General features: G+C 68.3%; 24 protein-coding genes and 2 pseudogenes. 13 read left to right on the forward strand and 13 right to left on the reverse strand.

Features of this window, described 5'->3' with window-relative positions; all coding sequences use genetic code 11:
• The first annotated feature begins 14 nt into the window (after positions 1–14).
• The gene (locus tag ACFUJY_RS26930; protein WP_383304380.1) at positions 15–683 is read left to right on the forward strand and encodes a TetR/AcrR family transcriptional regulator; all 669 of its coding nucleotides are present in this window, start codon (positions 15–17) and stop codon (positions 681–683) included.
• Between the two features lie 305 nt (positions 684–988).
• Positions 989–1,231 (forward strand): transposase, encoded by a 243-nt coding sequence (locus tag ACFUJY_RS26935; protein WP_383304382.1) that lies wholly within the window; start codon positions 989–991, stop codon positions 1,229–1,231.
• A 132-nt stretch (positions 1,232–1,363) separates the two neighbouring features.
• Here the strand turns inward: ACFUJY_RS26935 and ACFUJY_RS26940 are convergent, their stop codons facing one another.
• Positions 1,364–1,798 (reverse strand): nucleoside deaminase, encoded by a 435-nt coding sequence (locus ACFUJY_RS26940; RefSeq protein WP_383304383.1) that lies wholly within the window; start codon positions 1,796–1,798, stop codon positions 1,364–1,366.
• Positions 1,795–2,664 carry an LLM class flavin-dependent oxidoreductase gene (locus tag ACFUJY_RS26945; RefSeq protein ID WP_383304385.1) on the reverse strand — a complete coding sequence of 290 codons (870 nt, stop codon included), beginning with the start codon at positions 2,662–2,664 and terminating at the stop codon, positions 1,795–1,797. Before ACFUJY_RS26945 ends, ACFUJY_RS26940 begins: the two co-directional genes overlap by 4 nt.
• Positions 2,665–2,758: 94 nt before the next feature.
• Here ACFUJY_RS26945 and ACFUJY_RS26950 point away from each other — a divergent pair, with 94 nt between their 5' ends.
• The gene (locus ACFUJY_RS26950) at positions 2,759–3,217 is read left to right on the forward strand and encodes an Lrp/AsnC family transcriptional regulator (RefSeq protein WP_383304387.1); all 459 of its coding nucleotides are present in this window, start codon (positions 2,759–2,761) and stop codon (positions 3,215–3,217) included.
• A gap of 1,154 nt (positions 3,218–4,371) precedes the next feature.
• Here the strand turns inward: ACFUJY_RS26950 and ACFUJY_RS26955 are convergent.
• Positions 4,372–4,701 (reverse strand): annotated as a pseudogene (locus tag ACFUJY_RS26955) (pyridoxamine 5'-phosphate oxidase family protein); the annotation flags it as partial.
• A gap of 498 nt (positions 4,702–5,199) precedes the next feature.
• On the opposite strand from ACFUJY_RS26955, the gene ACFUJY_RS26960 reads away from it, so the two are divergent.
• From ACFUJY_RS26960 to ACFUJY_RS26970, 3 genes are all read left to right on the forward strand, one after another.
• On the forward strand, positions 5,200–5,955 hold the full coding sequence (locus tag ACFUJY_RS26960; RefSeq protein WP_383304389.1) for a ZIP family metal transporter: 756 nt from the start codon (positions 5,200–5,202) through the stop codon (positions 5,953–5,955).
• Between the two features lie 506 nt (positions 5,956–6,461).
• Entirely contained in the window at positions 6,462–6,623 is a 162-nt protein-coding gene (locus ACFUJY_RS26965) for a hypothetical protein (protein WP_383304391.1), read from the forward strand.
• A 224-nt stretch (positions 6,624–6,847) separates the two neighbouring features.
• Positions 6,848–7,168: an STAS domain-containing protein gene (locus ACFUJY_RS26970; RefSeq protein ID WP_383304393.1), complete on the forward strand. Its 321-nt coding sequence runs from the start codon at positions 6,848–6,850 to the stop codon at positions 7,166–7,168.
• Between the two features lie 389 nt (positions 7,169–7,557).
• Here the strand turns inward: ACFUJY_RS26970 and ACFUJY_RS26975 are convergent, their stop codons facing one another.
• The 5 genes and pseudogenes from ACFUJY_RS26975 to ACFUJY_RS26995 all read right to left on the reverse strand — a co-directional run bounded on the left by ACFUJY_RS26975 (position 7,558) and on the right by ACFUJY_RS26995 (position 13,803).
• Positions 7,558–8,469 (reverse strand): SDR family oxidoreductase, encoded by a 912-nt coding sequence (locus ACFUJY_RS26975; RefSeq protein WP_383304395.1) that lies wholly within the window; start codon positions 8,467–8,469, stop codon positions 7,558–7,560.
• Between the two features lie 678 nt (positions 8,470–9,147).
• Positions 9,148–10,002, reverse strand: a complete 855-nt coding sequence (locus tag ACFUJY_RS26980; RefSeq protein WP_383304397.1) for a hypothetical protein — start codon at positions 10,000–10,002, stop codon at positions 9,148–9,150.
• A 417-nt stretch (positions 10,003–10,419) separates the two neighbouring features.
• Positions 10,420–11,796, reverse strand: a complete 1,377-nt coding sequence (locus ACFUJY_RS26985) for a hypothetical protein (RefSeq protein WP_383304399.1) — start codon at positions 11,794–11,796, stop codon at positions 10,420–10,422.
• A 413-nt stretch (positions 11,797–12,209) separates the two neighbouring features.
• Positions 12,210–12,767 carry a TetR family transcriptional regulator C-terminal domain-containing protein gene (locus ACFUJY_RS26990; RefSeq protein ID WP_383304401.1) on the reverse strand — a complete coding sequence of 186 codons (558 nt, stop codon included), beginning with the start codon at positions 12,765–12,767 and terminating at the stop codon, positions 12,210–12,212.
• Positions 12,768–13,084: 317 nt separating this feature from the next.
• Positions 13,085–13,803: pseudogene (locus ACFUJY_RS26995) on the reverse strand (flavin monoamine oxidase family protein).
• Between ACFUJY_RS26995 and ACFUJY_RS27000 the strand changes: the two are divergent.
• Both ACFUJY_RS27000 and ACFUJY_RS27005 read left to right on the forward strand, forming a co-directional pair.
• Positions 13,708–14,229: a DUF6461 domain-containing protein gene (locus tag ACFUJY_RS27000; protein ID WP_383304403.1), complete on the forward strand. Its 522-nt coding sequence runs from the start codon at positions 13,708–13,710 to the stop codon at positions 14,227–14,229. The pseudogene ACFUJY_RS26995 and the gene ACFUJY_RS27000 overlap by 96 nt on opposite strands.
• Before the next feature lie 959 nt (positions 14,230–15,188).
• A complete protein-coding gene (locus tag ACFUJY_RS27005; RefSeq protein WP_383304405.1) occupies positions 15,189–15,728 on the forward strand; it encodes a DUF4259 domain-containing protein in 540 nt (179 codons plus the stop codon).
• A gap of 104 nt (positions 15,729–15,832) precedes the next feature.
• Here ACFUJY_RS27005 and ACFUJY_RS27010 read toward each other — a convergent pair whose 3' ends face one another.
• The 4 genes from ACFUJY_RS27010 to ACFUJY_RS27025 form a co-directional block, all read right to left on the reverse strand.
• A complete protein-coding gene (locus tag ACFUJY_RS27010) occupies positions 15,833–16,351 on the reverse strand; it encodes a hypothetical protein (protein WP_383304407.1) in 519 nt (172 codons plus the stop codon).
• 299 nt (positions 16,352–16,650) lie between these two features.
• Complete coding sequence (locus ACFUJY_RS27015; protein WP_383304409.1) at positions 16,651–17,676, reverse strand: AraC family transcriptional regulator; 1,026 nt, start codon at positions 17,674–17,676, stop codon at positions 16,651–16,653.
• 8 nt (positions 17,677–17,684) lie between these two features.
• Complete coding sequence (locus ACFUJY_RS27020) at positions 17,685–18,545, reverse strand: SDR family oxidoreductase (RefSeq protein WP_383304410.1); 861 nt, start codon at positions 18,543–18,545, stop codon at positions 17,685–17,687.
• A 78-nt stretch (positions 18,546–18,623) separates the two neighbouring features.
• Positions 18,624–19,589, reverse strand: coding sequence for a GlxA family transcriptional regulator (locus tag ACFUJY_RS27025; protein ID WP_383304412.1), 966 nt, complete (start codon positions 19,587–19,589; stop codon positions 18,624–18,626).
• A gap of 72 nt (positions 19,590–19,661) precedes the next feature.
• Here ACFUJY_RS27025 and ACFUJY_RS27030 point away from each other — a divergent pair, with 72 nt between their 5' ends.
• Together ACFUJY_RS27030 and ACFUJY_RS27035 are read left to right on the forward strand one after the other, a co-directional pair.
• Positions 19,662–20,621, forward strand: coding sequence for an NADP-dependent oxidoreductase (locus tag ACFUJY_RS27030; RefSeq protein WP_383304414.1), 960 nt, complete (start codon positions 19,662–19,664; stop codon positions 20,619–20,621).
• 269 nt (positions 20,622–20,890) lie between these two features.
• Complete coding sequence (locus ACFUJY_RS27035; RefSeq protein ID WP_383304416.1) at positions 20,891–21,169, forward strand: heme-binding protein; 279 nt, start codon at positions 20,891–20,893, stop codon at positions 21,167–21,169.
• Between the two features lie 41 nt (positions 21,170–21,210).
• Here the strand turns inward: ACFUJY_RS27035 and ACFUJY_RS27040 are convergent, their stop codons facing one another.
• Positions 21,211–21,615 (reverse strand): winged helix-turn-helix transcriptional regulator, encoded by a 405-nt coding sequence (locus ACFUJY_RS27040; RefSeq protein ID WP_383304418.1) that lies wholly within the window; start codon positions 21,613–21,615, stop codon positions 21,211–21,213.
• Positions 21,616–21,733: 118 nt separating this feature from the next.
• Here ACFUJY_RS27040 and ACFUJY_RS27045 point away from each other — a divergent pair, with 118 nt between their 5' ends.
• The 3 genes from ACFUJY_RS27045 to ACFUJY_RS27055 all read left to right on the forward strand — a co-directional run bounded on the left by ACFUJY_RS27045 (position 21,734) and on the right by ACFUJY_RS27055 (position 23,310).
• Entirely contained in the window at positions 21,734–22,606 is an 873-nt protein-coding gene (locus ACFUJY_RS27045) for an aldo/keto reductase family oxidoreductase (protein ID WP_383304420.1), read from the forward strand.
• A gap of 201 nt (positions 22,607–22,807) precedes the next feature.
• Positions 22,808–23,047, forward strand: coding sequence for a DUF6924 domain-containing protein (locus ACFUJY_RS27050; RefSeq protein ID WP_383304422.1), 240 nt, complete (start codon positions 22,808–22,810; stop codon positions 23,045–23,047).
• Positions 23,048–23,076: 29 nt separating this feature from the next.
• Entirely contained in the window at positions 23,077–23,310 is a 234-nt protein-coding gene (locus tag ACFUJY_RS27055; protein ID WP_383304424.1) for a DUF6924 domain-containing protein, read from the forward strand.
• The last annotated feature ends 97 nt before the right edge of the window (positions 23,311–23,407 follow it).

Here is a 23,407-nt window from a genome sequence, read left to right on the forward strand (position 1 = left end):
GGATGATGGGAGGCATGCCGCAACCGTCCGCGCCGCGCAAAACCCGGGGCCGACCTCCTCGAATCTCTCGCGAAGAGATCATCGAGACGGCCCGTCGCATCATGGATGAGGGAGGCGTGGACCGGCTGACCATGCGGCGGCTGGCCACGGAGGTCGGCAGTACGCCGATGGCGCTCTACCACCACGTCCGCGACAAGGAGGAGCTGCTCGTCCTCCTGCTGGACGACTACGCCATGCGGACCCTGCGCCGGCCCGAACTGCCCGACCGCCCTCGCGAGCGGACCATCGTGGCCGCCATTGCGGTCCACGAGGCACTCGCCGCCTGCCCGTGGGTCACGGAGGTGCTGACCGCCGACGACTTGATGTCCACGTCCGCGCTGTGGTTCGTCGAGCAGATCGTCGATGGCTTGGTCGAGTGCGGACTGACCCCCGAGCAGGCCGTGCGCGGCTACCGCGCGATCTGGTACTACACCGCCGGAGAGATCATGGTCCGTGCGGCAGCGGCCCGGCGCCGCGCAGACGACGACCGTGCGACCTACCGGGAGCGAGTCTTCACCGATCTGGACCCGGGCGAGCTTCCCCGCTTGGCGCAGGTTGCGGAACGCTGGGCGTCGCTGACCGCTGAAGACACCTATTCGGATGGGCTCCGAGCCTTGGTGGACGGCCTCCTCGCCGTTCGCTGATGGCCCGTCACCGCCGAGAGGGGCCGCCAAGTCCCGCTCCGTTGGACAGTGTCGCCTGTCCGGTGCGCCTTCGTGCGCGCTGGAGCAGTTCCACGGCTCGGCCACCGGCCTGTCCGTGCCGACCGTCACTCGTCCGACCATGCGGGGGAGCGATGACCACGCCGCCTTCCAGCAGTGCGACCTGCCGGGCGGCGACCACGCGTACGTGTGGGCCGACGGCGTGCACCCGAAGGTCCGCCTCGGCCGGGCACACGTGCGTGTTCTGGCGCTGATGGGCGTGCGCATCGAGGGCGCGAGGGAGCTGATTGCGTGGCGGAGGGCTGCGCGAGTCGACCCAGTCGTGGGCGGAGCTGCTGCGCGACTGCCGGCGCCGCGGCATGCGCGCCCCGGAGCTGGTCAACGGCGACGGTGCGATGGGGCCGTGGCGGGCGCTGGTGGTGGCGGTGTTCCCCGCCGCACGGCATCAGAGCTGCTGGGTCCAGCAGATCAGGAATGCCGTGCATGTTCCGTCGAAGTACGCCCAGCCGGGGGCGCGATACGGCTTCTGACCCCGGTCTCTGGCCTTGGCCCGGCCCTGTGCGAAGCCTCCGGCCGAGCGCCCCGCGAGCACCAAGGGTGCGCCCGGCCCGGCCCGACGCGTCGATCGCGTGTGGGTTCGGCCGTCGCGCCGCATTACGCCCTCACGCGCCGTAGTAGCCCTCGAACACGGCCTTCACCTCGTCCAGCAGTGCGGGACCGTCCTGTGGCACGGGCGGGAAGCCGCTGCCGGGCGGCTTGATGTCCATGAGCTGGTCGTTGGACAGGGCGTAGACGACCCGCCGCAGCCCGGCCCGCTCGATGGCCGTCTCGCACATCCCGCACGGCTGGCAGCTCGTGTACATCGTGGTTGCCGCCGCCGTGGCAGTGTCCAGCTCCCGTGCGGCCCACCTCGCGAGCTTCAGTTCCGGGTGCGCCGTGATGTCCTTGTCGGTGAGGGTCGTGTTGTGTGCCTCTGCCAACACCGCGCCGTCCGGGCCCGCCAGGAGCGACCCGAACGGGGGGTTGCCACGTGCCCGTGCCTTGGCCGCGAGCGCGATGGCCTGCCTCAGGAGGGTGTGGTCGTCGGGTGTGCTCATGTCTGCTCCGTCGTGGTCAGGGTGGGTGAAAGGTTGAGGCGCGCGGCCACTGTGGCGAGTGCCTGCCAGGCCGCCTGCGGGTGGCACGTCTCGCGGGGGTCGCCGTTGTAGGGGTCGAGGACGACGGTCTCTGCTCCCAGCAGTCGCAGTTGGTCGAGGTCGTCCATGATCTGGTCGATCGTGCCCTGTCCGGCGAGTCGTTGCTCCCCGGTGACCGGCGCCGCGGTGACGTCGAGGGCGATCCGGGGAGTCAGGGCGGGCACCGGGAGGTGTTGCTCGTCCGCGGCTGCCTTCAGCCTGACCGCGGCTTCGCGCAGCCAGGGGATCGTGCAACGCAGCGGGTGCCACGCGTCTCCGAGCCGCACGGCACGGTGCAGTCCCGCGTCGCTGTTGCCGCCGACCCACACCGGGATCTTCTGCGTTCCGTAGTCGGCGGTGTCCGCCCAGGCCGCCCGTAAGTCCCGCAGATGCCCGTCGGTCAGCTGTCCACGGCGTTCGAAGGGAATCCCGAGGGCGGCGAACTCCTGCCGGGCCCAGCCCACTCCCACGCCCAGGACCAGTCGGCCGCCGCTCAGCGCGTTCAGGTTGGCCGCCATCCGGGCGGTCAGCAGCGGATGCCGGTAGGGGGCGATGAGGACCGTCGTGCCGAGCCGGATCCGGGTGGTGAGGCCGGCCAGCCAGGAAAGGGTGGTGAAGGGCTCGTAGAACGGCGCCGGATACCGCGCGGCGACGTCGGGTGTGACGGCGATGTGGTCGGAGACCATCAGCAGGTCGAAGCCCAGGCCCTCCACGGTGCGGGCCCAGTTCCGAAGGACTCCGGGGTCGGTGCCGGGGCCGAAGTTGAGGACGTTGACGCCGATCTTCATGGAGATCAGCCTAGCCAGGCCCCGGGGGTTGCCAGAAGGGATCTCTGCCTGTTCGGGGGCCGTTCGCCCGTTGATACCCCGGTAATCTGGGCGGATGGCCGAGAATCTTGACTCGACGGACTGGGCGATCCTGGACGAGCTCCAGCGGGACGGCCGGATCGCGTTCACGGAACTGGCGCGGCGGGTCAACCTGAGTGCGTCGGCGACGACGGAACGGGTGCGACGCCTGGAGGCGACCGAGGTGATCACCGGTTACCAGGCGCAGGTGAATCTGGAGCGGACCGGATACCCGGTGCTGGCGGTGGTGCGCCTCAAATACCCGGGGAACCGGCACGAGCCACTGCGCAGGTTGCTCGGGGAGCGCCTGGAGATCCTGGAGTGCCTGCGCACCACGGGGGACGACTGCTACGTCCTGAAGGTGGCGGCCACGTCGATGGCTCACCTGGAGGAAGTCATCGACGCGCTGGCCGAGTTCGGGAGCACGACCACCAACCTCGTCCTCAGCCGGACGCTGCCGGCCCGCGGCCCGCAGGAGCCCCGGACGAGCAGTTGAACTGGGCAGGCGGGGTTGCGGTTGACGATGCCCATGTGACTAACCGAATGAGCGTCACGGCGGCCTCCGTAAGCTCCCCGGTGGCAGCCGTAAACGGCGCATTTGGCGTCAGGGGTCGATCAGTGTGTACCCGCAGCGTTACGCCGGCAGAGGCGGAGGATCTACCCCGGCATCGGGGTCAACCGGAGAACCACACAGTTCTCGCGATCCACGCTGTGGCCGACAAGCACGCCGTGCCCACCGCCAGGAGCACCGGAACGGCCACTGTCATATAGATGGCGTTGGGAATGAGTGCGCGAACCGGCCAGACCCCCGCTACCTTCGGGTCCCGCGGCAAGTAGACGACGTCTATCACGCTGCCCCTTTCCGGCAGAACACCCTCCCAGGCATTGGCAACCATCTGATGCGTCGCGCCCGAAGAGTCCGCAAACGTAACCACGACACCAGTGCCATAACGGCCGCCCGTGTATCCGGCACACGTCCCTCGGACACGCACCCCCTGCGCACTGAGTCGTACCTTGCCGACGAAAATGTCCAGCAGTGCCCGGAGGCCTACGTACGCGCAGAAGGCAAGCCCGAAAAGTGCCACGATGGCCCCGAATGCCAAAGCGTGCACCATGTCGAGGCCCCCCGAGATGTGGATGACCGCTCGCAGCGGGCGGGAAGTATTCCGGCTCGCACCGGTAGGACAGGTCGAGGGCCTTGTCGGCGACGAGGAAGGAAGCGAGGAAGGGAGCGATCTTCCGGTGAAGAAGCATATCGGGCGCTGCTCCCCCCGTCTCCGTGTCCGGGACGACGGCCGACAGGTCGTTTCCCAAGCCGGGGCGGCCCTGCTCGTTGAAACACTCCCCAAGACCGGTCTTGACCAGGCCACGTCCCAGCGACCGTCATCCCGCCGGATCGACAGTGCTGACGCCTCCCGCGTGGCGGCCCGGCGGGCCATTCGGTCCGCACGGCCCGAAGGCCGTTGCCGCACATGATGTTGCGAGGAAGGCAACCGGGACCGATCAGATCACTGAACCAACACGGCTGAATCACTGGAATCGGCTCCGCGACCGTCAGAGACCCGGCTTCCGGGTGATCGGCTGCCGAGTTCGACCCGGCCGACCACCGCGAGCGGCACCCGTCGCGTGCAGGCTCAGCCTTCTCAAGTCTTAGCCGTCGATGTCGAGCACTGTGCCGTACAGTCGGTCTACCTTCAGCCGGATGACCACCCGGCCCTCGGCAACCAATTCCTTCAGGAGCGCCGCTTCGTCCTCGGGCCGCCCGGCCTTCGGGATCGTCCCGAGCAGTTCCTGCCCGACCGCGTCCCCAGAGACCGTCGTGCCCGCAGAGACCGCGGCCTCGCCTTCAGCGACGGCAAACGACCACACGTCGCCGCCCGGCACATGCAGGGCTGCACGCGGATTGCGCCGCAGATGCTCAACTGTGACCCGGTCGGCCGTCGTCGAGAACCGTACAGTGCGGGCTTCGGGGGCCCAGCTCTCGCGCACTGCATGCTCCGGTCCGACCACTCATCGATCCCTCCGATGTGGAGCCGTACCAAAGCGTAACTCGGCGAAATGGCCGTCCCAGAACCCCCAAAGCGCACCAGGCTTTCCTTGTCACCTTGCGCACCTCGGGACAGGTCACTCGCAGCCGCCGCCGAGGATGACAGCTACTGGCGAACCCAGGCCCCGAAGTCGCTGTCCAGCAGGCCGGCGGGCAGCGCCTACGGCATGGGCCCCGGCAACCTCCTCCGCGCCGACGCTGTCCGCAACAATCTGATGCGGCCGTAGGACGGACACCGAAGAATGCGTCTGCTCGACTGCGTGGAGGAGATGCTGGACGGCCACGCACTCGTACCGACCAGTCGTGAAGCGTGCCCCGCCCGCATTCGGGCGCTAGATCCTCTTACAGGCAGGCGTTGCGGGACCCATGTGGCCGTACGGCCGTGTGCGGCGGAGGGGAGACGAGTGGAAGAAATCGGGTAGCAGCCTGACATGCCTGAAATCGTTCAAGCCGGAGCGTGGGGTCTTCTCGCGGGTTCGGCATTGCTGGTCGGTGCGTGGATCGGGTACCGGCTGCGTGTGCCGCAGAAGGTCATCGCCTCAGTTATGGCTTTCGGAGCCGGAGTGCTGATGTCGGCCGTGTCATTCGAGCTTGTCGACGAAGCCTACGAACAGGCCGGTCTGATGCCGGCCGCGATCGGTACGGTGGCCGGAGCGGTGGCCTACACACTCGGTAACGTCGTGCTGGCCCGCCGAGGGGCCCGGCACCGAAAACGGTCGGGGCATGGGCAGGCGCAGCCGTCCGAGGCGCAGCAGTCGGGCTCGGGCATGGCGCTGGCCCTGGGCGCCTTGCTCGACGGTGTCCCGGAATCGGCGGTGATCGGGGTCAGCCTCCTCGACGGCGGCGCGGTGAGCATGGTAACGGTGGCTGCGGTGTTCATCAGTAACGTGCCGGAAGGGCTGTCCAGTTCGGCTGGGATGCGCAAGGCCGGCCGCAGCAAGGGATACGTCTTCGGGGTGTGGGGTGGCATCGCGGCCGCGAGCACCCTGGCCGCAGTCCTCGGTTACGCGGTCGTGGGCGGCATGCCCATCAGTGTGATCGCCGCCGTGACGGCGGTTGCCGGCGGCGCGATTCTCGCGATGCTCGCCGACACCATGATCCCCGAAGCGTTCGAAGACGCGCATCTGGCCATAGGGCTGATCGTGGTGTCGGGCTTCTTGGTCTCCTTCGCGCTCTCTCACGCCTGATGCCCCACGAGTGGCGCCGTCGCTGCGGCGCGGGCGTCACCGGCCGAGTCCCTGCGGAGGCGGAGAGCAGGGCTCGGCTTCCCTCGCCGGGCCGTGGGACCCCGCAATCCCGTATGGGCTCGTGTGGCGCGCCGCCGTCGGCCTGCTCCGCCGCCCTTAGAACCGGAGAACCCGGGTGGCTTCGTCCGAGCTGGTACATGCGGGCGCCCCCGGTCGGCTGATCACAGCGCACCGTACTTTGCCCGCTGCCCGGACGCGCGAGTCATCACAGGCGCTGCACGGCGCGATCGGGGGAACGTCAGCGCTGCCAGGAGGAAGCACTGACGGCCCGGAACGCCGACAAGGGCATCGGTCGTGCTCAGCCCGAGACGTACTGTCCACCGGTGGTGTGCCTGCTGCAGATCGGACGGGCGGTTCCTGGTGCGGCGAGGAGGGTGGGGTATCCGCAACAGTGGGCCGACAGTATCTGTCCGGCCGACAAGCTACAAAGGAAGTAGAGGTCTGCCGTGAGCGGTGCAGCAGACGACGGTCTGATCAAGAGCGTGCATGTGGTGGGCGACCCGATTCGCACGTGCGAGCCGGCGACAGCGCCGGTTTCCCTCCCGGCCGAGCTGGAGCAGGAAGAGGACCTGCCTGAGCAGCCCACGATTGTCCGTGGCCAGGACTGAGCTCCGGGCGCGGACGTGCGGGCTCTCGCGTCAGGGGGTGCGAGTATGCGACGGTAGCTGGACAACGAGACCGACCGTCACCGACCCTCCAGGGGTGACGGCCTTTCAGGGAGCCGGAGGTTGCCCCCACCCCGGGCATCCGGCCCTTTGCCATCGTCGTGGCCCCCCTTCCGGGGGCGCTTCGCCTTTGGGCTCACCAACCCCCGGAAGGGGGCGCGCCCAGCATGAACATCACCACCACCATCAACGGCACGTTCGCACGTATCACCCCGTCCGGCGACATCGACGCCGACACCCTCGCCCCCTTGCGGGCGGCGGCCGACGTACTCCCGCCGCACGTGAGCGACCTTCAGTGGGACCTGCGCCACGCCTTCTTCATGGACGTCGCCGGCCTTCACCTCCTCCTTCCTCAACAAGCGGCCGGCCCGACACGGCGGCACATCACCGTTGTCCGACTGCACCCCCAGCCGGCACGCCTACTCGCGGTCGCCGCCGACCTCCGCCCCGAATTCCTCGCCCTCGCCCGACTGCTGCCCGCTGCTTGAACGGGTCTCCCTGTCATCGCCTCGTGGTGCCGGCCGAGCGACCGCCGTTTTCCGCCAAGCGCTTAGGGGTGTTTGAGAAGCCGATCGTCTGGCGACGGTCGGCGATCGTCGCGGGCCGCCAGCTGGGGCCGGAGGTGCGCCCCTGCGTGCTCCGCAGTTCGGTCTGGTGGGCGCGGAGCGGACGATGGTGCGCTGACGAACATCAGTGACGCCTTCGCCGACCCACTGCTGGCCGGCCCCGCACCCCGGCCGACAGCATCGGCTCCAGCACCACAAGCCCTTGCCGGCACGCCACACATGCTTTCCCGTCCCCGCATCGGAGAAGGGTGCAGACGCGGCGTGGAGAGAGATTTCTGGTGGAATCGAACCAGGTGGCGGTCTAGCCGGCCTCAGCGGGTGTTGGTCAGACCTCCCGTGATGGCGATGATCTCGCCGACGGTGTAGCTGGAGTCTGCGTCGGAGGCCAGGTAGACGTACGCGGGCGCGATTTCCTCGGGCTGGGCCACGCGCCCCAAGGGATCTTCGCTACCCAGCTGAGCGAGATCTTCCGTGGGCATGTTCGGGTCGGCCACGTTGAGTACGGTCCAGGTGGGGCCGGGCGCGACCACGTTCGCCCGGATGCCGTCCTTGACCAGGTGTGAGGCGATCGACTTCGTGAAGTTGACCAAGGCAGCCTTGGAAGCTGCGTAGTCGATCATGGTGTCGCTGCCCTTGAGAGCTTCTTCGGACGCGGTGGCGATGATGGCGTCCCCGGCCTTGAGGTGCGGGAGGGCGGCCTGCACCAGATGGAAGTAGGCATACACGTTGACCTTGAAGGACCGGTCCCAGTCCTCGTACGAAAGCTGCGACAGGTCTAGCTGGCTGTTGAGATGAGCGGCGTTGTTCACCAGGATGTTCAGCCCGCCCAGGTCGCGCACCGTCTGCTCGACGACCTCCCGGCAGAATGATGCCTCGGCCAGGTCGCCGGAGAGCAACAAGCACCTGCGGCCCTCCTGCGTCACCGCGCGGCGGGTCTCCTCCGCGTCGGACTGCTCCTGTGGCTGGTGGACGACGGCCACGTCCGCACCCTCACGCGCGTACAGCACGGCCACGGCCCTGCCGATGCCCGAGTCTCCGCCCGTGATCAGAGCGACCTTGCCGCGCAACTTGTCGGCGGCCCGGTAACGACCGGCCCGGTAACGCGGCGCTGGATCCATGTCCCGCTCGAGACCCGGCGGCTGTTGGTCCTGCTCGGGATAGGGCGGCACGGGCTCCGAGGTGATCTGCGGGTCCGCTCCGGTGGATTTTGAGTCGGCTTGCATGGAAGTGTTCTCCAATGCGTTAAGGGCGTTGTTTCTCCTTACCGGTGACCGCCTAACCCTGGAAGGCAGTGAGCAAACAGGAGCAGCACAAACCCGGCGACGAGCCCGGCCGGGGAAGCCGTTGGCAGCGAGCTGGTCGGCATCCAGCCGGCCCCTCTTGGATTACGTGTTTGAAATCCATGCGCCCAGTTGCGCGAGCGTTGGTTCCGCCTCGCCGTCCATCGCGGTCTCACTCACTGCGGCCCGGTGCCGGCGGGGCCACCTCGCCGCCGACGCTCTGTCCGCCCGGGAGCACACCCGACAGCCCGGCACCCAGCACACCCCGAGGTGGGACCCAGGAGGAGTCCCATGAGTACCCCGAAAGAACTGCCCAACCCCGACGAGGACTCGCCCGCGCCCGCGAGGCCCGGTCGGAGATGGCCGCCGCGCTCGGTGAGGACCTGGGTGGCAGCCGGTCTGGAAGCGGCCCGGAAAGTTCAAGCCGAAGGCGGACAGAAGCAACGGGCTGCGCGAGCAGCGGGAGCGGCACCGGGAGCAGGGAAGTGCCGTCTCGCCGCCAGGCAGTCGCGCCGGCCCCGTCCAGGCAGAACCGGATCGGCCACGCGGGCGCGCGTCGCGAGGCAAGCACCCTGTCCCAGGTGCGGCACTCCAACGCCTGGCTGTAGTGCGGATGTCAGGTCAGCGATCGCACCCGACGCGTTTGGTGGACAGCGTCAGGTCGTCCAGGCGCAGGTCGTAGGAGTCCGGGGTGGGATTGCCTTGGTAGAGCTGCCAGCCGATGCGAACGGTGTCGAAGGCAGGGAGGACGAAGTCCACCGGATTGCCTCCGTGCCGGGTGGTGGTGACGGTCATGTCGGGCTGGGGCGCGCCGTCGATCCATACCGCCACGCGGTTGTCCGAGGCGTCCACCTCCCATTCCAGGCAGGTCCACTTCCCCGATTCGGCCGGAGCGGATTCGCGCCAGTCGGTCCAGTCGCCCGTGGGGCCGCCGTCCGAGCCGATGCCCCACAGCTGCACCCCGTTGCCGACGGTTGGTACGTACTGGCCACCGATCGGTCGGACCACGCTGCCGTCGCCCCGGCCGGTGGCTTCCACCAGGGTGAAGTGAGCCCAGTCCGGAGCGGTGGGGAAGTTGTCGACCTTCACCCGCATCCGACCGAAGAAGCTGTTGTCCGGGGCGGAGAACTCGTCGACCTCCAGGAACGCGTATCCGTTACCCTCGGTGCGCACCCGGAGTACCTGGTCCGCGCCGCGCTTCCCGCCGTGTCCGCGGCCCCGCTCGCGTTCGACGGACAGCGCGCCGTTCCGGGTGTCCACGCCCCAGTGCAGGCTGGTGCCCGCGCCGCGCGGCAGGTCCTCGAAGTCCTCGCAGAACAGTAACGCCGGGTCCGGGGCGCAACTGCCGATCGGCTGGCCGCCGTGGTGGTCGTGGGCCGGAGCGCCGCCGGTGGCGGCCATCACCGTGACGCCGGTCAAGGCGACGGCGACGAGCAGCCGGGGCAGCCGCCGTACGGAGGGGAGGGGATAGGGCATGCGAAGTTCTCCCATCGGGTGAGGTCGGACGGACGTTTGGGAGCGCTCCCATGGATCGTCCGGCACCCTACGGCAACTGCTGCCCCCGCACCAGACGATTGCCGATAGTGCGCCGGCGCCGCCCGAGACGACTGGGGCGGTGCTCCCTTCGACGACCGGCCATCGCCGGGAGCATCGAGTCTTCGGCGGAACACACCACCCACAGCGGTGAATTGGACGGCATCTCACCGCCCGCTCCGCACGTTGATCGCTCGGGCCCCTGCGCTGGCAGGACGTTGCCTCACCTGTTGCGTGGCGCCTGCTGCAGAGGGATTGCCCAGCCGATCGCCACCCGATACGACAAGACCGCCCGGTCCTACGATGCAGCGGTCACCCTCGCCTCGTTCCTCATGTGGGCGTGAAGCGAGGGGGCACTCTCTAGAAAGGTGGCTCCAGGGAGTACCCGTTCTCGCCGAGAGGGACGGGCTCGGGCTTCGGTTCGGCAGCACGCTGTTCCGCCACTGTGGGGTGGACGGCTATCGCCTCTTCCGCCCGCCCTTGCAGGACCAGGACCTCGCACAGTTCCTCGCGTGCCTTGACCGTGCCCAGAGTTCGCAGTTCATCGGCGGCCTCCTCAAGACGGCCAGCTTGCCTGAGGAGGTTGGCCTTGACGATACGGGGGTCGGTCCAGGGGCGGTCAAGACGGGCCACGGTGAGGGCCTCGTCGACGCGGCCGAGGCCGGCGAGCGCCCAGGCCCGCCACCCGTGCTTGAACTCCTCGTGACCGTGGTGGGGTACAACCCGTGGGTGCTCGACCAGATAGAGCAGTTCTTCGGGGCGGTCGAAAAGCGGGTGGACGAGTGGTGCCAGAAGGTTGGAGCAGTCGTACCAGCCGAAGCCGGGCTCCGCGACGACGATCGCGTCGTCCAGCCGGCCTTCCTCCAGCAACATCGAGGAAAGCCAGGCACGGTACCCGACCCAATCGTCGGCGGCGATGGCGTCTCTCATCACGCCTTCGGCCTCCTCGACCCGGCCATGACGGCGCAGCGCATCCGCGTAGATGTCCAAGACGGTGTGTGCATCCTGGCTGCCGACCAATTCGCGCAACTCTTCGAACCGCCCGTGCCGCGCCAGCAGTTCGGCGTAGGCGATGAGGGTGTTATGAGCGAGGAACCGGCGCCCGGCGATGTCCTGGCCGAGGATCTGGATTGCCTCATCAGCACGGTCCGCCCGCTCCAGCACACGGGCCTGCATCTCCTGAGCCTCGGAGAAGGCGTAGTCCCGGTGTTCATCGCCGCGGGCCTGACGTGCATGGTCTGCGAGCGGGGCAATCAGCTCCAGCACCCGCTCGTCACGGCCCTGCCCATCGGTGATATCCACCAGAACGGACAGAAGCCACGACTTGTCGAGGTGCGGGACGAGCAGCTCGATCCCCTCGTCGATGCGCCCCGCCTTGCCGAGCACCTCAGCCAGAGCACGAATCTCGGTCCCGGAGGCCCGGCCGGAGTCGCCCGTACGGACCAGATCCAAAGCCTCCTCCGTTCCGCAGCCCGCTCGGAGCAGGATCTCGGCCTTCGCATACAAGGCGGCCCGCCATCCCACCGCGACGAACGGCTCCATCACGGACAGCGCGCGCCCGAAGTCCCCCGTCTGGCACAGTTCCTCCATCGCCCCCTCAGCACAGAACCACTCACCACGATCCACTGCCACCTGGGCCACCGGATTCAGGTGACCGTGCTCCAACAGGAGACGCACCCTTCTCGGAGGTATTCCGCGATAGTTGCTCGCCTGCCACACAAGATCGTCCATATCCATATCGGAAGCGTAGAAGCACCCACCAACATGGTGCCGAGGTGGGCGATCAGGCGTCGCGCCAGTTCGAGGTCGTGGCACCATGTACGGCATGACGACCAGCCGAAAGGCCCATGCCGCGTAGACGGCCAGGACGCATCCGGGACGGCATCCCGGACCGGCAGCACTCACGGCACTCAAGGCCGGCCATCGACCGCCTCTCCTCGCGAGCGTTGACCGAGATCGTTCGCCTTGAACGCACTCGGAACTATCTCCGGCCGGGTGACACGACCGCGGCATTGCGCATGTGGAAGGACTACGTCCACCGCCCCGCACGCGAACTCTGGCACGACGACGAGTTCGGCAACGTGCACTGGTACTGCTGCGGCAACCCATTCGACGGCCGGGCCCTACTCGACGCCGTGATCCGCGCGATGTCACCTCGCGGAGCCCGCGAACTCCGAAAGATCATCGAAGATCTGGACGCCTCCATGGGCCCGTATTACCCGGCCGCCGACGGCCGAAGACAAGTGAACAAGGTGAGTGCGTGTTCGTGATCCCCGCCTCTGAGCAGCGCTGGACCCTGATGCCGGCGCTGTGTCCCAGGGGTGCCGCCTTGCGCATCTCCAACCGAGCTGCGCGTGTCGGCAGGTTCCGGTGAAAATGCGGCCGAGTTGGTCGTCCAGCGCGGCGAGGACCGCCGCCTTCGGTGTGCCGTCGGGGTCGATGTGCGTGTCCAGGGCGAGTCCTTCGGTGCACGCGACGATTTGCAGGGCCCGGTCGGCCGCGTCGATCTCCTGAGGGGCCTCGCCGCAAACCATGCCGTTCTTGATGGCTTGGGTGACAGGTGAGCGGATGCCCACGAGGGTCTCACTCTGGATGGCGGCAAGACGGGCGTTGTGCGCGGCTTGGTCCGCAAAGGCGCGACGGACCAGGAGTTCGGCGCGGCGGGCGTCGTCGAGCGGCATGAGTTCGGTCAGCGCCTGCCGCAGCATCTCCGCGATGGTGCGGCCCTAGGCTTCGCTTCGGTTCACCAGCTCGGCCACTCGGGCGGTGAAACGTTCGTTGACGCGGGTGAACGTGGCCAGCGGTTCACATTGCAGGTGGTGGAAGTGCCTTTACGGGTACGTGCGTTGGCGTGATGCGTGCGGGTAGGGGCAGGGAGTCCGTCTGTGCGGAGGCAGGTCCCTGCTCTGCCAACGGCTGTTGCTCGTGGCGTGCGTTTCTGTGACTGCGAAGGCCCGGACGGCCTTCCGGTCCGGGGCATGCGGCTGAGGTGCGGCCGGGGCGCACTCGGGGCGGGCAGATGTCGTCACTGCCCGGTGCTCAGGCGTTCTGCCACTTCGGTCGCCGCGCGCCGATCGGAGAGGATTGCGCCGTTCATGCTGCCGGATGTCTCGTCGGCTGTTTCGGTGCCGGCCCAGTGGACAAGGCCGACCGGCTCGCGCAGGAAGGGGCCGAAAGCGGTCCATGTCTTCAGGCCGACTGCCGGGTTCGGTCCGCCGGGTGCGAAGGAGTCGTTGCCCCAGGAGAAGTCGGTGTAGTCGATGGCGTGGCGGGCGGGCTCGCCGTACAGGTGGACGAGGTGCCGCAGGACACGGTGGCGGCGCTCGTCCTTGTCGTACGCGTCGAACCCACGTCCGTCGCAGAAGGCCATGAGGATGCCGGGGCCGTCGGCGTCAGGACTGACGTCGAAGGTGAGGAAGACGGTCTCGTCGTCGGACATCCCCTCCCTGAGAGGGCTTCGTCTCTCCAGAAGGGGCGGTTGTAGGCGACGAAGGCCTTGCTGAGGGCTCCCAGCCGCCAGCTGCGTGAGAGCCCGTAGTGACGCTCGGGGAGCGGGGGAGCGAACTCGACGGACGAGCGGTGTGCCGGCGATGCCGTCACGATGACGTACCGGGCTTCGACGGTGTGCTCGCTGGTCTCGACCGCGACGTGGTCGCCGATCGTGGTGATGCGCTCCACCGGGGAGCCGACGAGCAGACGGTCTTCCAAGGCATCGACGCAGTCGTTGACGGTGCCTTCGCTCAGTACTACCTGGAAGAGGGAAGCCGGCAGCTGGTCGCCATGACGACTGTGGGGACCTGGACGCTGATGATCGAGCCCAACGGTTACCTCGGGGTCACCGAAGAACAAGCGCTGCCGGCCTCCGCCGGAACGAGCTGGATCTCTCACTTCACCAACATCAACGCCGTCGGCACGTTCCTCTGGGCAGAGGACCAGGTACTGCGACTGTGCTTCGACCCCATGTTCCCGGAGGAGCGCTGGGGCGACGAGCCCGACGAACTCCTTGACGTGATGCGACGGGTCGGCTTCCATCTCGAGGTGGATGACCCGGAACCGGACCTCTCCCCGCAGGCGGCGTTCGACCTGGCAGAACACCTCACCGGCGTCGCCGTCACCCCGGCACTGCTCCGGAACACGACGTTCACCTGCGCCACCGTACGAATACGCTGACCACGCCCTCCTGTACCAGTACGGACTCGCGCCTGCTGTCAGAGGCCGCCCCTATCGTGCGGGAAACAGTGCAGGACAGGGGTGGCGATGGGTTTCTCAGGTGAGTTGGTCTTCGGCCGTAGCGAGCGTCCCTTGCTTGAGGCCCCGGTCTTCGGTGGTGCACAAGAGGACGACAATGGTGGCGTATCCGCTTGGTGGCCGAGACCTGGCGGATGGCAGACGCTGCAGTTCCACCACAAGTCCTCGCCGCCGGCAAAGCCGGAAGAGGTCCTGCGAGCTGTGGTCGAGTGGACTGGAGCCCCAGCATGTGTGGCGTCCGTGCACGACAGCAGCGTCGCATTGGTCTGGGGCCTGGAACCTGGAGGCGGCCGGTGGGATGCGTGGCTCAATCTGGCGATCGCCGCAGAAATCTCGGACCGTCCACTGTCCGAGATGGACGCCTGCGTGCCCGGCGACGCCCGTCGTGTCCTTACCTGGGCCCAGGTCGCGGGGGCCGGCCGGGGGTGTGGACGTGGCCGCGATCGAGGAAGTCCTGCGCTACCACGAGACCTTCGCGGAAGACCTCTTCGATACGCTTCTGGATCGCTTGGGCTTCCCTGCGGCGTCCGATCCTGAGGCAGAAGGCTGAGCAACGATCCCCCGTCTTGCCGGAGTCCGCTCGACACTGACTGGCATCCCGTGCTCCGCCACGGCCGTAGGACGGCGACTAGGTCTCGTGGGTGCCGTTGCTATGGGGCGGCGCATAAGGGGCGTTGGCCGCTTAGCGACGAGCCCAGACATTGCCTACGGTCAGCGTCGCACCGTGTGCGTCCAGCAGCGCCGTGAGCTTGCGCATGACCAAGCGGCAAATGTATGGAGGCGCTGGCTTCAGCCTCCTGCGCAAGCGGATACTGCTTGCCTCCTGAGCGCACTGTCAGTGGCCGGTGCGACGATACCCAGACGACTGAGCGAGGAGAGACGTGGGTACCTGGGACATCGGCCCCTTCGACAACGACACCGCCGCCGACTTCGCCGGTGACCTGGACGCGGCAGCGCAGGAAGAACGCGAAGCCATGATCCGCGGCGTGCTCAGGCGCGCCGCCGGGCCGGCGGACTTCCTGGGCATCTACGACGGGGAGCGAGCCGTGGGTGCGGCGGCCCTGGTCGTCGCCCAGCATCCTGACGGCGATCCAGCGTGTTCGAACTATGGCCCCTCAGAGCCGCTACCAGAGCTGCCTGCAGACCTTCGGATGCTCGCCGTCGACGCCCTGGACCACGTGGTCTCCAACCGGTCTGAACTCGCCGAGCTGTGGGCCGAGGCTGCGAACTGGTCGAAGTGGCGGCAGGACATCACCCGCCTCCGCAACGTCCTTGACCCTCCGATCCCGCCACAAACGGAGGCTCTGTTCGAGATCTCACCCGGCTTGTGTGACCGAAGCTCGCGCATGACGCATTCGCCGCCGACAACTAGCGCTCAATCTGCATGCACGCAGGTCAATCGGGTGTCTGCCTGCGGGTAACCGCGCATGACCCAAGCGGCCCTCCAGCGCGGAGCGTCATGCGCTCTGTCGGTGCCGCCTGCCCGGAGCACACCGCGAAACTGCCCGGGAGGCCTCCATCCTGGTCACCACACGTCGACGGACCAGACGTCACCCCTCCGATGGCCGTCTGGATCTGGGTCGCCTGACCCGTACGGGTCGGGGTCAGCGACGACGTGGATGCGGGCGGCGGACGCGGATACGCGGTAGCAGTTCATGTCGCTCGACGTGTTGTGCTCGTCGAGTTCAATGGTGTGGCCCAGGGCCCGGATGGCGGTCTGCAATTCCTTGAATGGGACTCTGGGGGCGAATTTCCCGTATTCCCGCGAGAGCGGGGACGGCACGGTGCTGGGGGACTGGTCGTACAGCAGTCGTTGAGTCTTCACGCCGAATCCGAAGCATGACATCTGCCTTTGCCGCCCCGGCCGGTCGGGCGAGAAGTTGATTTCCACGAGCCCGTAGTCCCGCCGCAGGAGGCCACCACCGGGAACATCGAGGTAGGTGATTCCCAGGGCGGATTCCCAGGCTTCCGGGTCGGCACCGAGGCCAACGCCCAGTACCTCACCGCAAGCGGCGACGTGAGCGTAGAAGTCCAAAGCGGACACCGGCCGACTCCCTCAACTATCCGGACAGGGGCTCATCAACGACTGGACAGGAAGAACTCCTCCCGAGACATCGTAAAGAGGATCTCCTCTCCCTGATCACCCATACGCATTGGTGAGCCTGCTCTTCGCCCCGTACCGCCCGCAGGAGACGGCGCGTCTGGGAATCACCGTCTCGAACTCCCCGAGCATCAACATCCAGGGAAGCTCCAACGGTCTCCAGGTCGCCGAGATCGCGCGTCTGTTCGACGAGGAGCGGCTCGTGGTCGGCGGCCGCGACAAGAACCCGGGTGTCTCTGAGCTCATTCCGCCACCAGCTCCGATTGACGTCTTGGAGTGCGACGCAGCGTCGCGGGCGTGGTGCCGGTCCAGGCCTTGAAGGCCCGCGCGAACGAAGTGGGCTCCTCGAAACCGAGCAGGAACGAGATCTCCGAGGTCGGAAGCGACGTCCGCTCGAGATAGTGACGGGCGAGCGATTCACGGGTCTCGCGGAGCAGATCCTGGAACGTGGTGCCCTCCTCCTTGACCTGGCGCTGCAGGGTGCGTGGGCTCATCGCGAGCCGGCTCGCGACGGCGTCGAGGCTGCTCAGCCCGCTGGGGATCGCCTCGAACAGGACGGCGCGGACGCGCTGCTTGGTCGGCACCGGCCCGGTGAGCTCGGCGAGCCGGGTCCGAAGCTCGGGCTCGAAGATGCTCCACAGCCCCTCGTTGCCGGTCAGGAACGGGCGCTGGGCGTCGGCGGTCGCGAACACGACACGGTGGGCGGGTCCGGATCGGAGCCGGCAGCCGAGAAACTCCTCGTACGGCGCCGGTTCGGCGGGCAACGCCCTGGCGGTGACCTCGACGGGGGTGATCCGCGCCCGCGTCCCGATCCGGGCGAGTTGTACGGCGAAGAGCAGCTCCATCATGACGAGTGACTCAGGCGGCTCGGGCGGGGCATCGGTCCACTCGTAACTCACCGCGACCCGCACACCCTGCTCGGCCACCTCGAAACGCATCGGTGCGACGAGCGCCTTGTATGCGGCGATCCGCCGCACGGCCATCAGAAGGTTGGGGCTGCACAGCGCGGCGAACAGCAGCGGCGAGAAGGACTCGGTTCGAATCTTCTCGCACAGCCGGATCGCAAGAGGCTGATCCCCGAGCTCGATCTCGACGGCGGCCCACAGGCGGTAGTAGTCCGGGGTGGCGACGCGCGCCGCCGGATGCCGGAGGAGATCGTCGGGCAACCCGGCTCGTCGCAGCACGTCGGCTGCGGCGAGCCCCAGATTGCTGAGCAGGAGGCGCCAGGTGGTGTCGACGGCGTAGCCACCGGTGGAGAGGGTGCTCATGGCATGGATCAGGATCGCACGCCCGCTGCCTGGGTCGGCGGCGACGGCGTGGTGGCGACCTCGAACAGGGCCCGGACGTCGGCGAGGAACGTGTCGTCGTCGGAGTCGCGCCGCGCTGCCAGCAGCTCCACAGCATCCGGACCAGTCTCGTAGCGGAGCCGGTCGAGATCGTCGGTGACCGCGTCGAAGACGGCCTCGGCGATGGCCTCCGGGGTGGACCCCTGCTCCATCATCGGCCCCAGGACGCCGAGGACGCTCTCGACGAGCGGCTGGTACTCGACCAGGCCGGGGTCGTTGCTGAACTCGAGCGACCGGCCGCCGAAGTCGGTCCTCATCCCGCCGGGCTCAAGGATCTTGACGCGGATTCCGAGTGGCGCGAGCTCGTAGTGAAGGGCCTCTGAGAAACCCTCCACGGCGTACTTGCTGGCGTGGTAGAGCGTGCCCAGCGGGAAGGCCACCCGGCCACCGACGGAGGACACGTTGAGGATGGTGCCCGCGCGCTTCTGCCGGAAATGCGGCAGCACCGCCTGGGTGGTGGCCAGCAGGCCGAGCACGTTGACGTCGAACTGGCGGCGCGCGGCAGCCAAGGGCGTGGCCTCAAGAGGACCGTAGGCGCCGTACCCGGCGTTGTTCATGAGGACGTCGATGCGGCCGAACGCGGCGAGACCGGCCTCGACGGCCGCGTGTGCGGAGGCCTGGTCCTGCACGTCGAGCCGGGTCACGAGCGTGTTCGGCAGCCGATCGAGCTCGGTCTCCGCCTCAGGTGTACGCATGGTGGCGATCACGTTCCAGCCGCGGGCCGAGAAGAGCCGGACGCTCGCCCGGCCGAGGCCGCTCGACGTGCCGGTGATGAGGATGGTGTGAGTCATGGGGACGAATCTAGAAAGGGTCGTCCGCCATGACAGCGGCGAAGCGCGCCACCTGATTGTCCGATCGCGACAGGCGCTTCACTCCGTCGCGGCGAAACGGCGACGGTACGCCACCGGCGGGAGCCCGACGCTGGCATGCAGGTGCTTGCGCAGCAGGGTCGCGCTGCCGAAGCCGGCGGCGCTCGCGATCTGGTCGACGGTGAGGTCGGTCGTCTCGAGCATCCGGCGGGCGGCCTCGACGCGCCGCTGGATCAGCCACTGCGCGGGACTCTCGCCGACCTCGGCCCGGAAGCGGCGGGCGAAGGTGCGCACGCTCATCCGTGCGTGCGCCGACAGGTCGGCGACCGAGATCGGCTGGTGCAGGTTGTCGATCACCCACGCCCGCGTCGGCGCCGTCGAGGTCTGGGTGTCCTCGGGCAACGGCCGCTCGATGAACTGTGCCTGGCCCCCGTCGCGCCACGGTGCGACGACGCAGCGGCGCGCGGCGCCGTTCGCGACGTCGGCACCGTGATCGCGGCGGACCAGATGCAGGCACAGGTCGATCCCGGCCGCGCCACCCGCCGAGGTCAGCACGCGGCCGTTGTCGACGAACAGCACATCGGGGTCGACCTCGATGTGCGGGAAGAGTGCCGAGAACGCATCGCAGAGGGCCCAGTGAGTGGTGGCGCCGTACCCGTCGAGCAGACCGGCGGCCGCCAGGACGAACGCCGAGGTGCACTGGCTCACGATGCGGGTGCCGGCCGGGATCGAGGCCAGCGCTGTGCTCAGCTCTTCGGGCAGCCCCTGACCGGCCAGCAGCTCAGGCGTGGGCTCCTGGGTGGCGATCACGACAGTGTCGGCGGTGCGCAACATGGTCTCGTCGTGGTCGACCTCGATGCGGAAGCCCTCGCTGGTCCGGACCGGTCGACCGCCCAGCGAGCAAGTCACCACCCCGTACAGCCGCCGACCGTAGCTGTCGACGGCCTCGTTGAAGACCCGTGCGGCGATGCCGAGATCGAAGGGGAGGACCCCGTCCAGGGCCAGAACGGCCACGCGATGCGTCATGGCCGGAAGTTTATGCATCCTGACATTTCTGCCACTCACAGGGGTTGCGCGAGCGCCGCGAGAGTTGCTGCCATGAACGACAACACCCCTCCCATGCGTGCCATCACCCAGCAGCGTTTCGGCTCTGCCGACGAGCTCGTCCTCACTACCGTCCCCCGTCCGGTCCCACTGCCGACCGAGGTCCTGGTCCGCGTAGCCGCGGCCGGCGTGAATCCCGTGGACTGGAAGACCCGCCAGGGCCACGGCATGGCCGGCGTCCTCGGTGAGCCGCCGTTCGTGCTCGGCTGGGATGTCGCCGGCGTCGTCGAGGAGGTCGGCTTCGGCGTCACCACGCTGGAGGCCGGTGACCGGGTCTTCGGGATGCCGTGGTTCCCGCGCCAGGCCGGTGGCTACGCCGAGTACGTCACCGCGCCGGCGCGTCAGTTCGCCAAGACCCCCGATGCGGTCAGCGACGTCGAAGCCGCCGCGGTGCCGTTGGCCGCGCTGACCGCCTGGCAGGTCGTCGTCGACACCGCTGGCGTCCAGGCCGGCGACCGGGTCCTTATCACTGCGGGGGCCGGAGGCGTGGGCCACTTCGCCGTCCAGTTCGCCAAGTACCTCGGCGCGCGCGTCACCGCCACAGCCAGTTCCCGCAACCATGGCTGGCTGCGGGAACTCGGCGCCGACGAGGTCGTCGACTACCACGACGCCGACCACCTCGCGCTGATCAAGGACATCGACGTCGTCGTCGAGCTGACCGGGCTCGACCAGGTCCGGACGGCCTCGGTGCTGCGCCCCGGCGGCCTGATCGTCGCCGTGCCCTCGGGCCTGTCCGGCGAGCTGGCCGAGGCAGCCGCCGTGGGCGGCTTCCGGGCGTCGGCCTACCTCGTCGAGCCCGACGGTGCCGCGCTGACCACCATCGGCGGGCTGATCGCCGACGGCGCCGTCAGGGTCGAGGTGGCCGCGACCTTCCCGCTGGAGCAGGCGGCCGCCGCCCATGAACTCGGTGAGACGAACCGCACCCGCGGCAAGATCGTGCTGGAAGTCCCCTGACGTCATCGTGCCCTACCAGCAGAGCAAGGGCATGACGGTCGTCGCGTTGTTCGTCGACGAGGAGGACGGGGACGGGGGCGTGTGGATCCGCCGCTTCGAGAACGAGGACGACCGGATCACGCGCTACGCCGCGACGTACGAGGAGTCCGAATGGAGCGACGTCATCCAGCCCCCAGCCCGTCGTGCACAGCCTGCTCATCCCGGAGCACACCGTCGTCACCCGCGTACGCCCCACGCCCATCTCCGGGTCTCAACTGAGAGAACGGTGCATGAGCGCTGCCATCGTCACCACCACTGTGTCCGCACCGTCCATCAGCCGCGAGGGGGCCTCCCGTCTCATCGGTGTCGCCCCCGAGGCCGCCGTCGGGCAGGACGTGTCCCTGGCGATCGCCGTGACCGACGCCGCCGGTCACCTGCTCGCCTTCGAGGCCATGGACGGTGCGCCGTTCCTCGGCCACACCGTCGCGGTCGACAAGGCGGGGACCGCCGCCGCCCACAGGACCGTCGTCGGGGCCGCGTTGACGCAGCTCGGCTTCACCGCCGCCTGAGCTCAAGCTCAGGGCTGGCCGGTGCTGGTCTCGTCGTATTCCTAACGGTTGGCGAATACGTCGTCCATGTGGGTCTCGGCCCACGACTTCAGCGCCCGCATCGTGTGCTGGAGCGAAAGGCCGAGCTCGGTGAGCTCGTAGGTCACGGTCACCGGCACGGTGGCGGTGACCGTACGTGTCACGAGGCCGTCGCGTTCGAGCGAGCGCAGCGTTTGCGTCAGCATCTTCTGACTGACCCCGGCCAGCTGGCGGGCCAGCTCCGAGAAGCGCATGGCCCGCGCCTCGGGCTCCGGAGTGCCGCAGGCATCGCCTAGCGCGGCCAGGACCAGGGTGACCCACTTGTTGGAGAGCCGGTCCAGCAGCTGCCGGCTCGGGCAGACCGACAAGAACGCGTCGTACTCGATCTTGGCTTCCGCGCGCCGCTGCTCCGCGGTCCTGGTCCCCATCGCCGGGCCCCCCTGGTGACTTAGGCACTCAGAGGTGCCTTCTTACTTTTAGTAACCGACTCCAGCATTCTTGCATGTCAGACGGGCTCGGACGAGCCTCCGAAGGAGAGAATCAACCGTGAGCACCACCTCGATCCAGCTCCCGGGCGGCACCTGGGCGCTGGGCGATCTGACTGTGACCCGCTTCGGCTACGGCGCCATGCAGCTCGCCGGTCCGTGGGTGATGGGCCCGCCCGCCGACCATGACGGCGCGATCGCCGTCCTGCGCGAGGCGGTCGCGCAGGGCATCACCCACATCGACACCAGCGCGTCCTACGGCCCGCGGTTCACCAACGACGTGATCCGCGAGGCACTGCACCCCTACGCCGACGGCCTCACCATCATCACCAAGATCGGCGGTACCCGCGATGCCCAGGGCGGCTGGCCCACGGCCCGTACGCCCGATGATCTGCGCAGGCAGGTGCAGGACAATCTCGACTCCCTCGGCCTCGATGCGCTCGACGTGGTGAACCTGCGGCTGGGTGACGCCGAGGGGCCGGTCGAGGAGTCGATCGCGGAGTCCTTCGAGGCGATGGCAGAGCTCCAGCAGGAGGGCCTGATCCGCCACCTCGGCCTGAGCAACGCGACCCCCGCGCAGATCCGTGAGGCCCGGGCGATCGCCCCGATCGCGTGCGTGCAGAACATGTACAACCTCGCCGTACGCCACGACGACGCCCTGATCGACGAGTTGGCCGCAGACGGCATCGCCTACGTGCCGTTCTTCCCTCTCGGCGGCTTCACCCCGCTCCAGTCAGACGCTCTGACGTCGGTGTCCGAGCGGCTGGGGACCACGCCGATGTCCGTCGCGCTGAGCTGGCTGCTGCAGCGCTCCCCGAACATTCTGCTGATCCCCGGCACCAAGTCGGTGACACACCTGCGCGAGAACATCGCCGGCGCCGGCATCGTGCTGTCGGCGACGGATCTCGCCGAGCTCGACCAGATCGGCACCTGACAACCCGCCTCTGACGGGCGCGGGGCCATCGGGGCACCGGCGCCCGTCGAGTGCGAACCATCGACGTGGCCGTCTCGGGCCGCCCCCGGCCGCCCGAGACGGCGTCCCGAGGTTCTGCTCGGTGACAGGGGCTATTGGCCGGTTCTTCTGGATCACTCCCGCAGGAGCTGGTTGTCGGTGCGGGGTGGGAGAGTCCTGAGCATGACGTTTCCGGAGAATCCTGAGCGAGTGCTGCCTGAGATCGGACGCGACTTGTTCGACGTCCTCGTCGTCAGGACCGACTTCAGCGACGACGAGTCGTGGAACGCGGTGGTGGGGGAGTTGCACCGGCCGTGGGGGCCAGGCGGTGAGTTCGCCGCAGCAGTGCAGCTGGTGGATGAGCCTGCTTGGTCAGGAGCAACGGCGGACGAGGTTCTTGCCGCCGTGGTGGATGAGGACTGAGTGTCGTCTTCATCGCTGACCGCGACGCCATGCAATCGCCGGTGCTGGCGTTGCTGGCTCTTTCGACCGTCTGGGAAGACGTGAGTGGCCTTGACCCCGTGTATTACCAGGAACTCGTCGAGTCGCCCGAGCCTCGGGAGCTTCGAGCTCTGCCTGCTGCGGTGCACGGCGTCCAGGTGGACCTGGCGCTCGGCAACGCGGACTTCGCAGAGTACGCCGGGGCCGCTTCCGCAGAGCCCGATCAGGTACTGCGGCCCATCTGACCGGTACGGCGGGCGTCGCCTCGGCAGAGCCGTACGAGGAGCGGGATGGCCCCGGCCGTTCGCACCGGGGAGACGAGAGCGTTGTCAGGCTCTTCGG

This window comes from Streptomyces sp. NPDC057249 (assembly GCF_042669245.1).
Lineage (GTDB): Bacteria > Actinomycetota > Actinomycetes > Streptomycetales > Streptomycetaceae > Streptomyces.

Excerpts from the sequence above, each read along its gene's own strand:
- ACFUJY_RS26930 (WP_383304380.1), top strand. The coding sequence starts at position 15 with ATGCCGCAACCGTCCGCGCCGCGCAAAACCCGGGGCCGACCTCCTCGA.
- ACFUJY_RS26940 (WP_383304383.1), bottom strand. The coding sequence starts at position 1,798 with ATGAGCACACCCGACGACCACACCCTCCTGAGGCAGGCCATCGCGCTC.
- ACFUJY_RS26945 (WP_383304385.1), bottom strand. The coding sequence starts at position 2,664 with ATGAAGATCGGCGTCAACGTCCTCAACTTCGGCCCCGGCACCGACCCC.
- ACFUJY_RS26950 (WP_383304387.1), top strand. The coding sequence starts at position 2,759 with ATGGCCGAGAATCTTGACTCGACGGACTGGGCGATCCTGGACGAGCTC.
- ACFUJY_RS26960 (WP_383304389.1), top strand. The coding sequence starts at position 5,200 with ATGCCTGAAATCGTTCAAGCCGGAGCGTGGGGTCTTCTCGCGGGTTCG.
- ACFUJY_RS26970 (WP_383304393.1), top strand. The coding sequence starts at position 6,848 with ATGAACATCACCACCACCATCAACGGCACGTTCGCACGTATCACCCCG.
- ACFUJY_RS26975 (WP_383304395.1), bottom strand. The coding sequence starts at position 8,469 with ATGCAAGCCGACTCAAAATCCACCGGAGCGGACCCGCAGATCACCTCG.
- ACFUJY_RS26980 (WP_383304397.1), bottom strand. The coding sequence starts at position 10,002 with ATGCCCTATCCCCTCCCCTCCGTACGGCGGCTGCCCCGGCTGCTCGTC.
- ACFUJY_RS26985 (WP_383304399.1), bottom strand. The coding sequence starts at position 11,796 with ATGGATATGGACGATCTTGTGTGGCAGGCGAGCAACTATCGCGGAATA.
- ACFUJY_RS26990 (WP_383304401.1), bottom strand. The coding sequence starts at position 12,767 with ATGCTGCGGCAGGCGCTGACCGAACTCATGCCGCTCGACGACGCCCGC.
- ACFUJY_RS27015 (WP_383304409.1), bottom strand. The coding sequence starts at position 17,676 with ATGAGCACCCTCTCCACCGGTGGCTACGCCGTCGACACCACCTGGCGC.
- ACFUJY_RS27020 (WP_383304410.1), bottom strand. The coding sequence starts at position 18,545 with ATGACTCACACCATCCTCATCACCGGCACGTCGAGCGGCCTCGGCCGG.
- ACFUJY_RS27025 (WP_383304412.1), bottom strand. The coding sequence starts at position 19,589 with ATGACGCATCGCGTGGCCGTTCTGGCCCTGGACGGGGTCCTCCCCTTC.
- ACFUJY_RS27030 (WP_383304414.1), top strand. The coding sequence starts at position 19,662 with ATGAACGACAACACCCCTCCCATGCGTGCCATCACCCAGCAGCGTTTC.
- ACFUJY_RS27035 (WP_383304416.1), top strand. The coding sequence starts at position 20,891 with ATGAGCGCTGCCATCGTCACCACCACTGTGTCCGCACCGTCCATCAGC.
- ACFUJY_RS27040 (WP_383304418.1), bottom strand. The coding sequence starts at position 21,615 with ATGGGGACCAGGACCGCGGAGCAGCGGCGCGCGGAAGCCAAGATCGAG.
- ACFUJY_RS27050 (WP_383304422.1), top strand. The coding sequence starts at position 22,808 with ATGACGTTTCCGGAGAATCCTGAGCGAGTGCTGCCTGAGATCGGACGC.
- ACFUJY_RS27055 (WP_383304424.1), top strand. The coding sequence starts at position 23,077 with ATGCAATCGCCGGTGCTGGCGTTGCTGGCTCTTTCGACCGTCTGGGAA.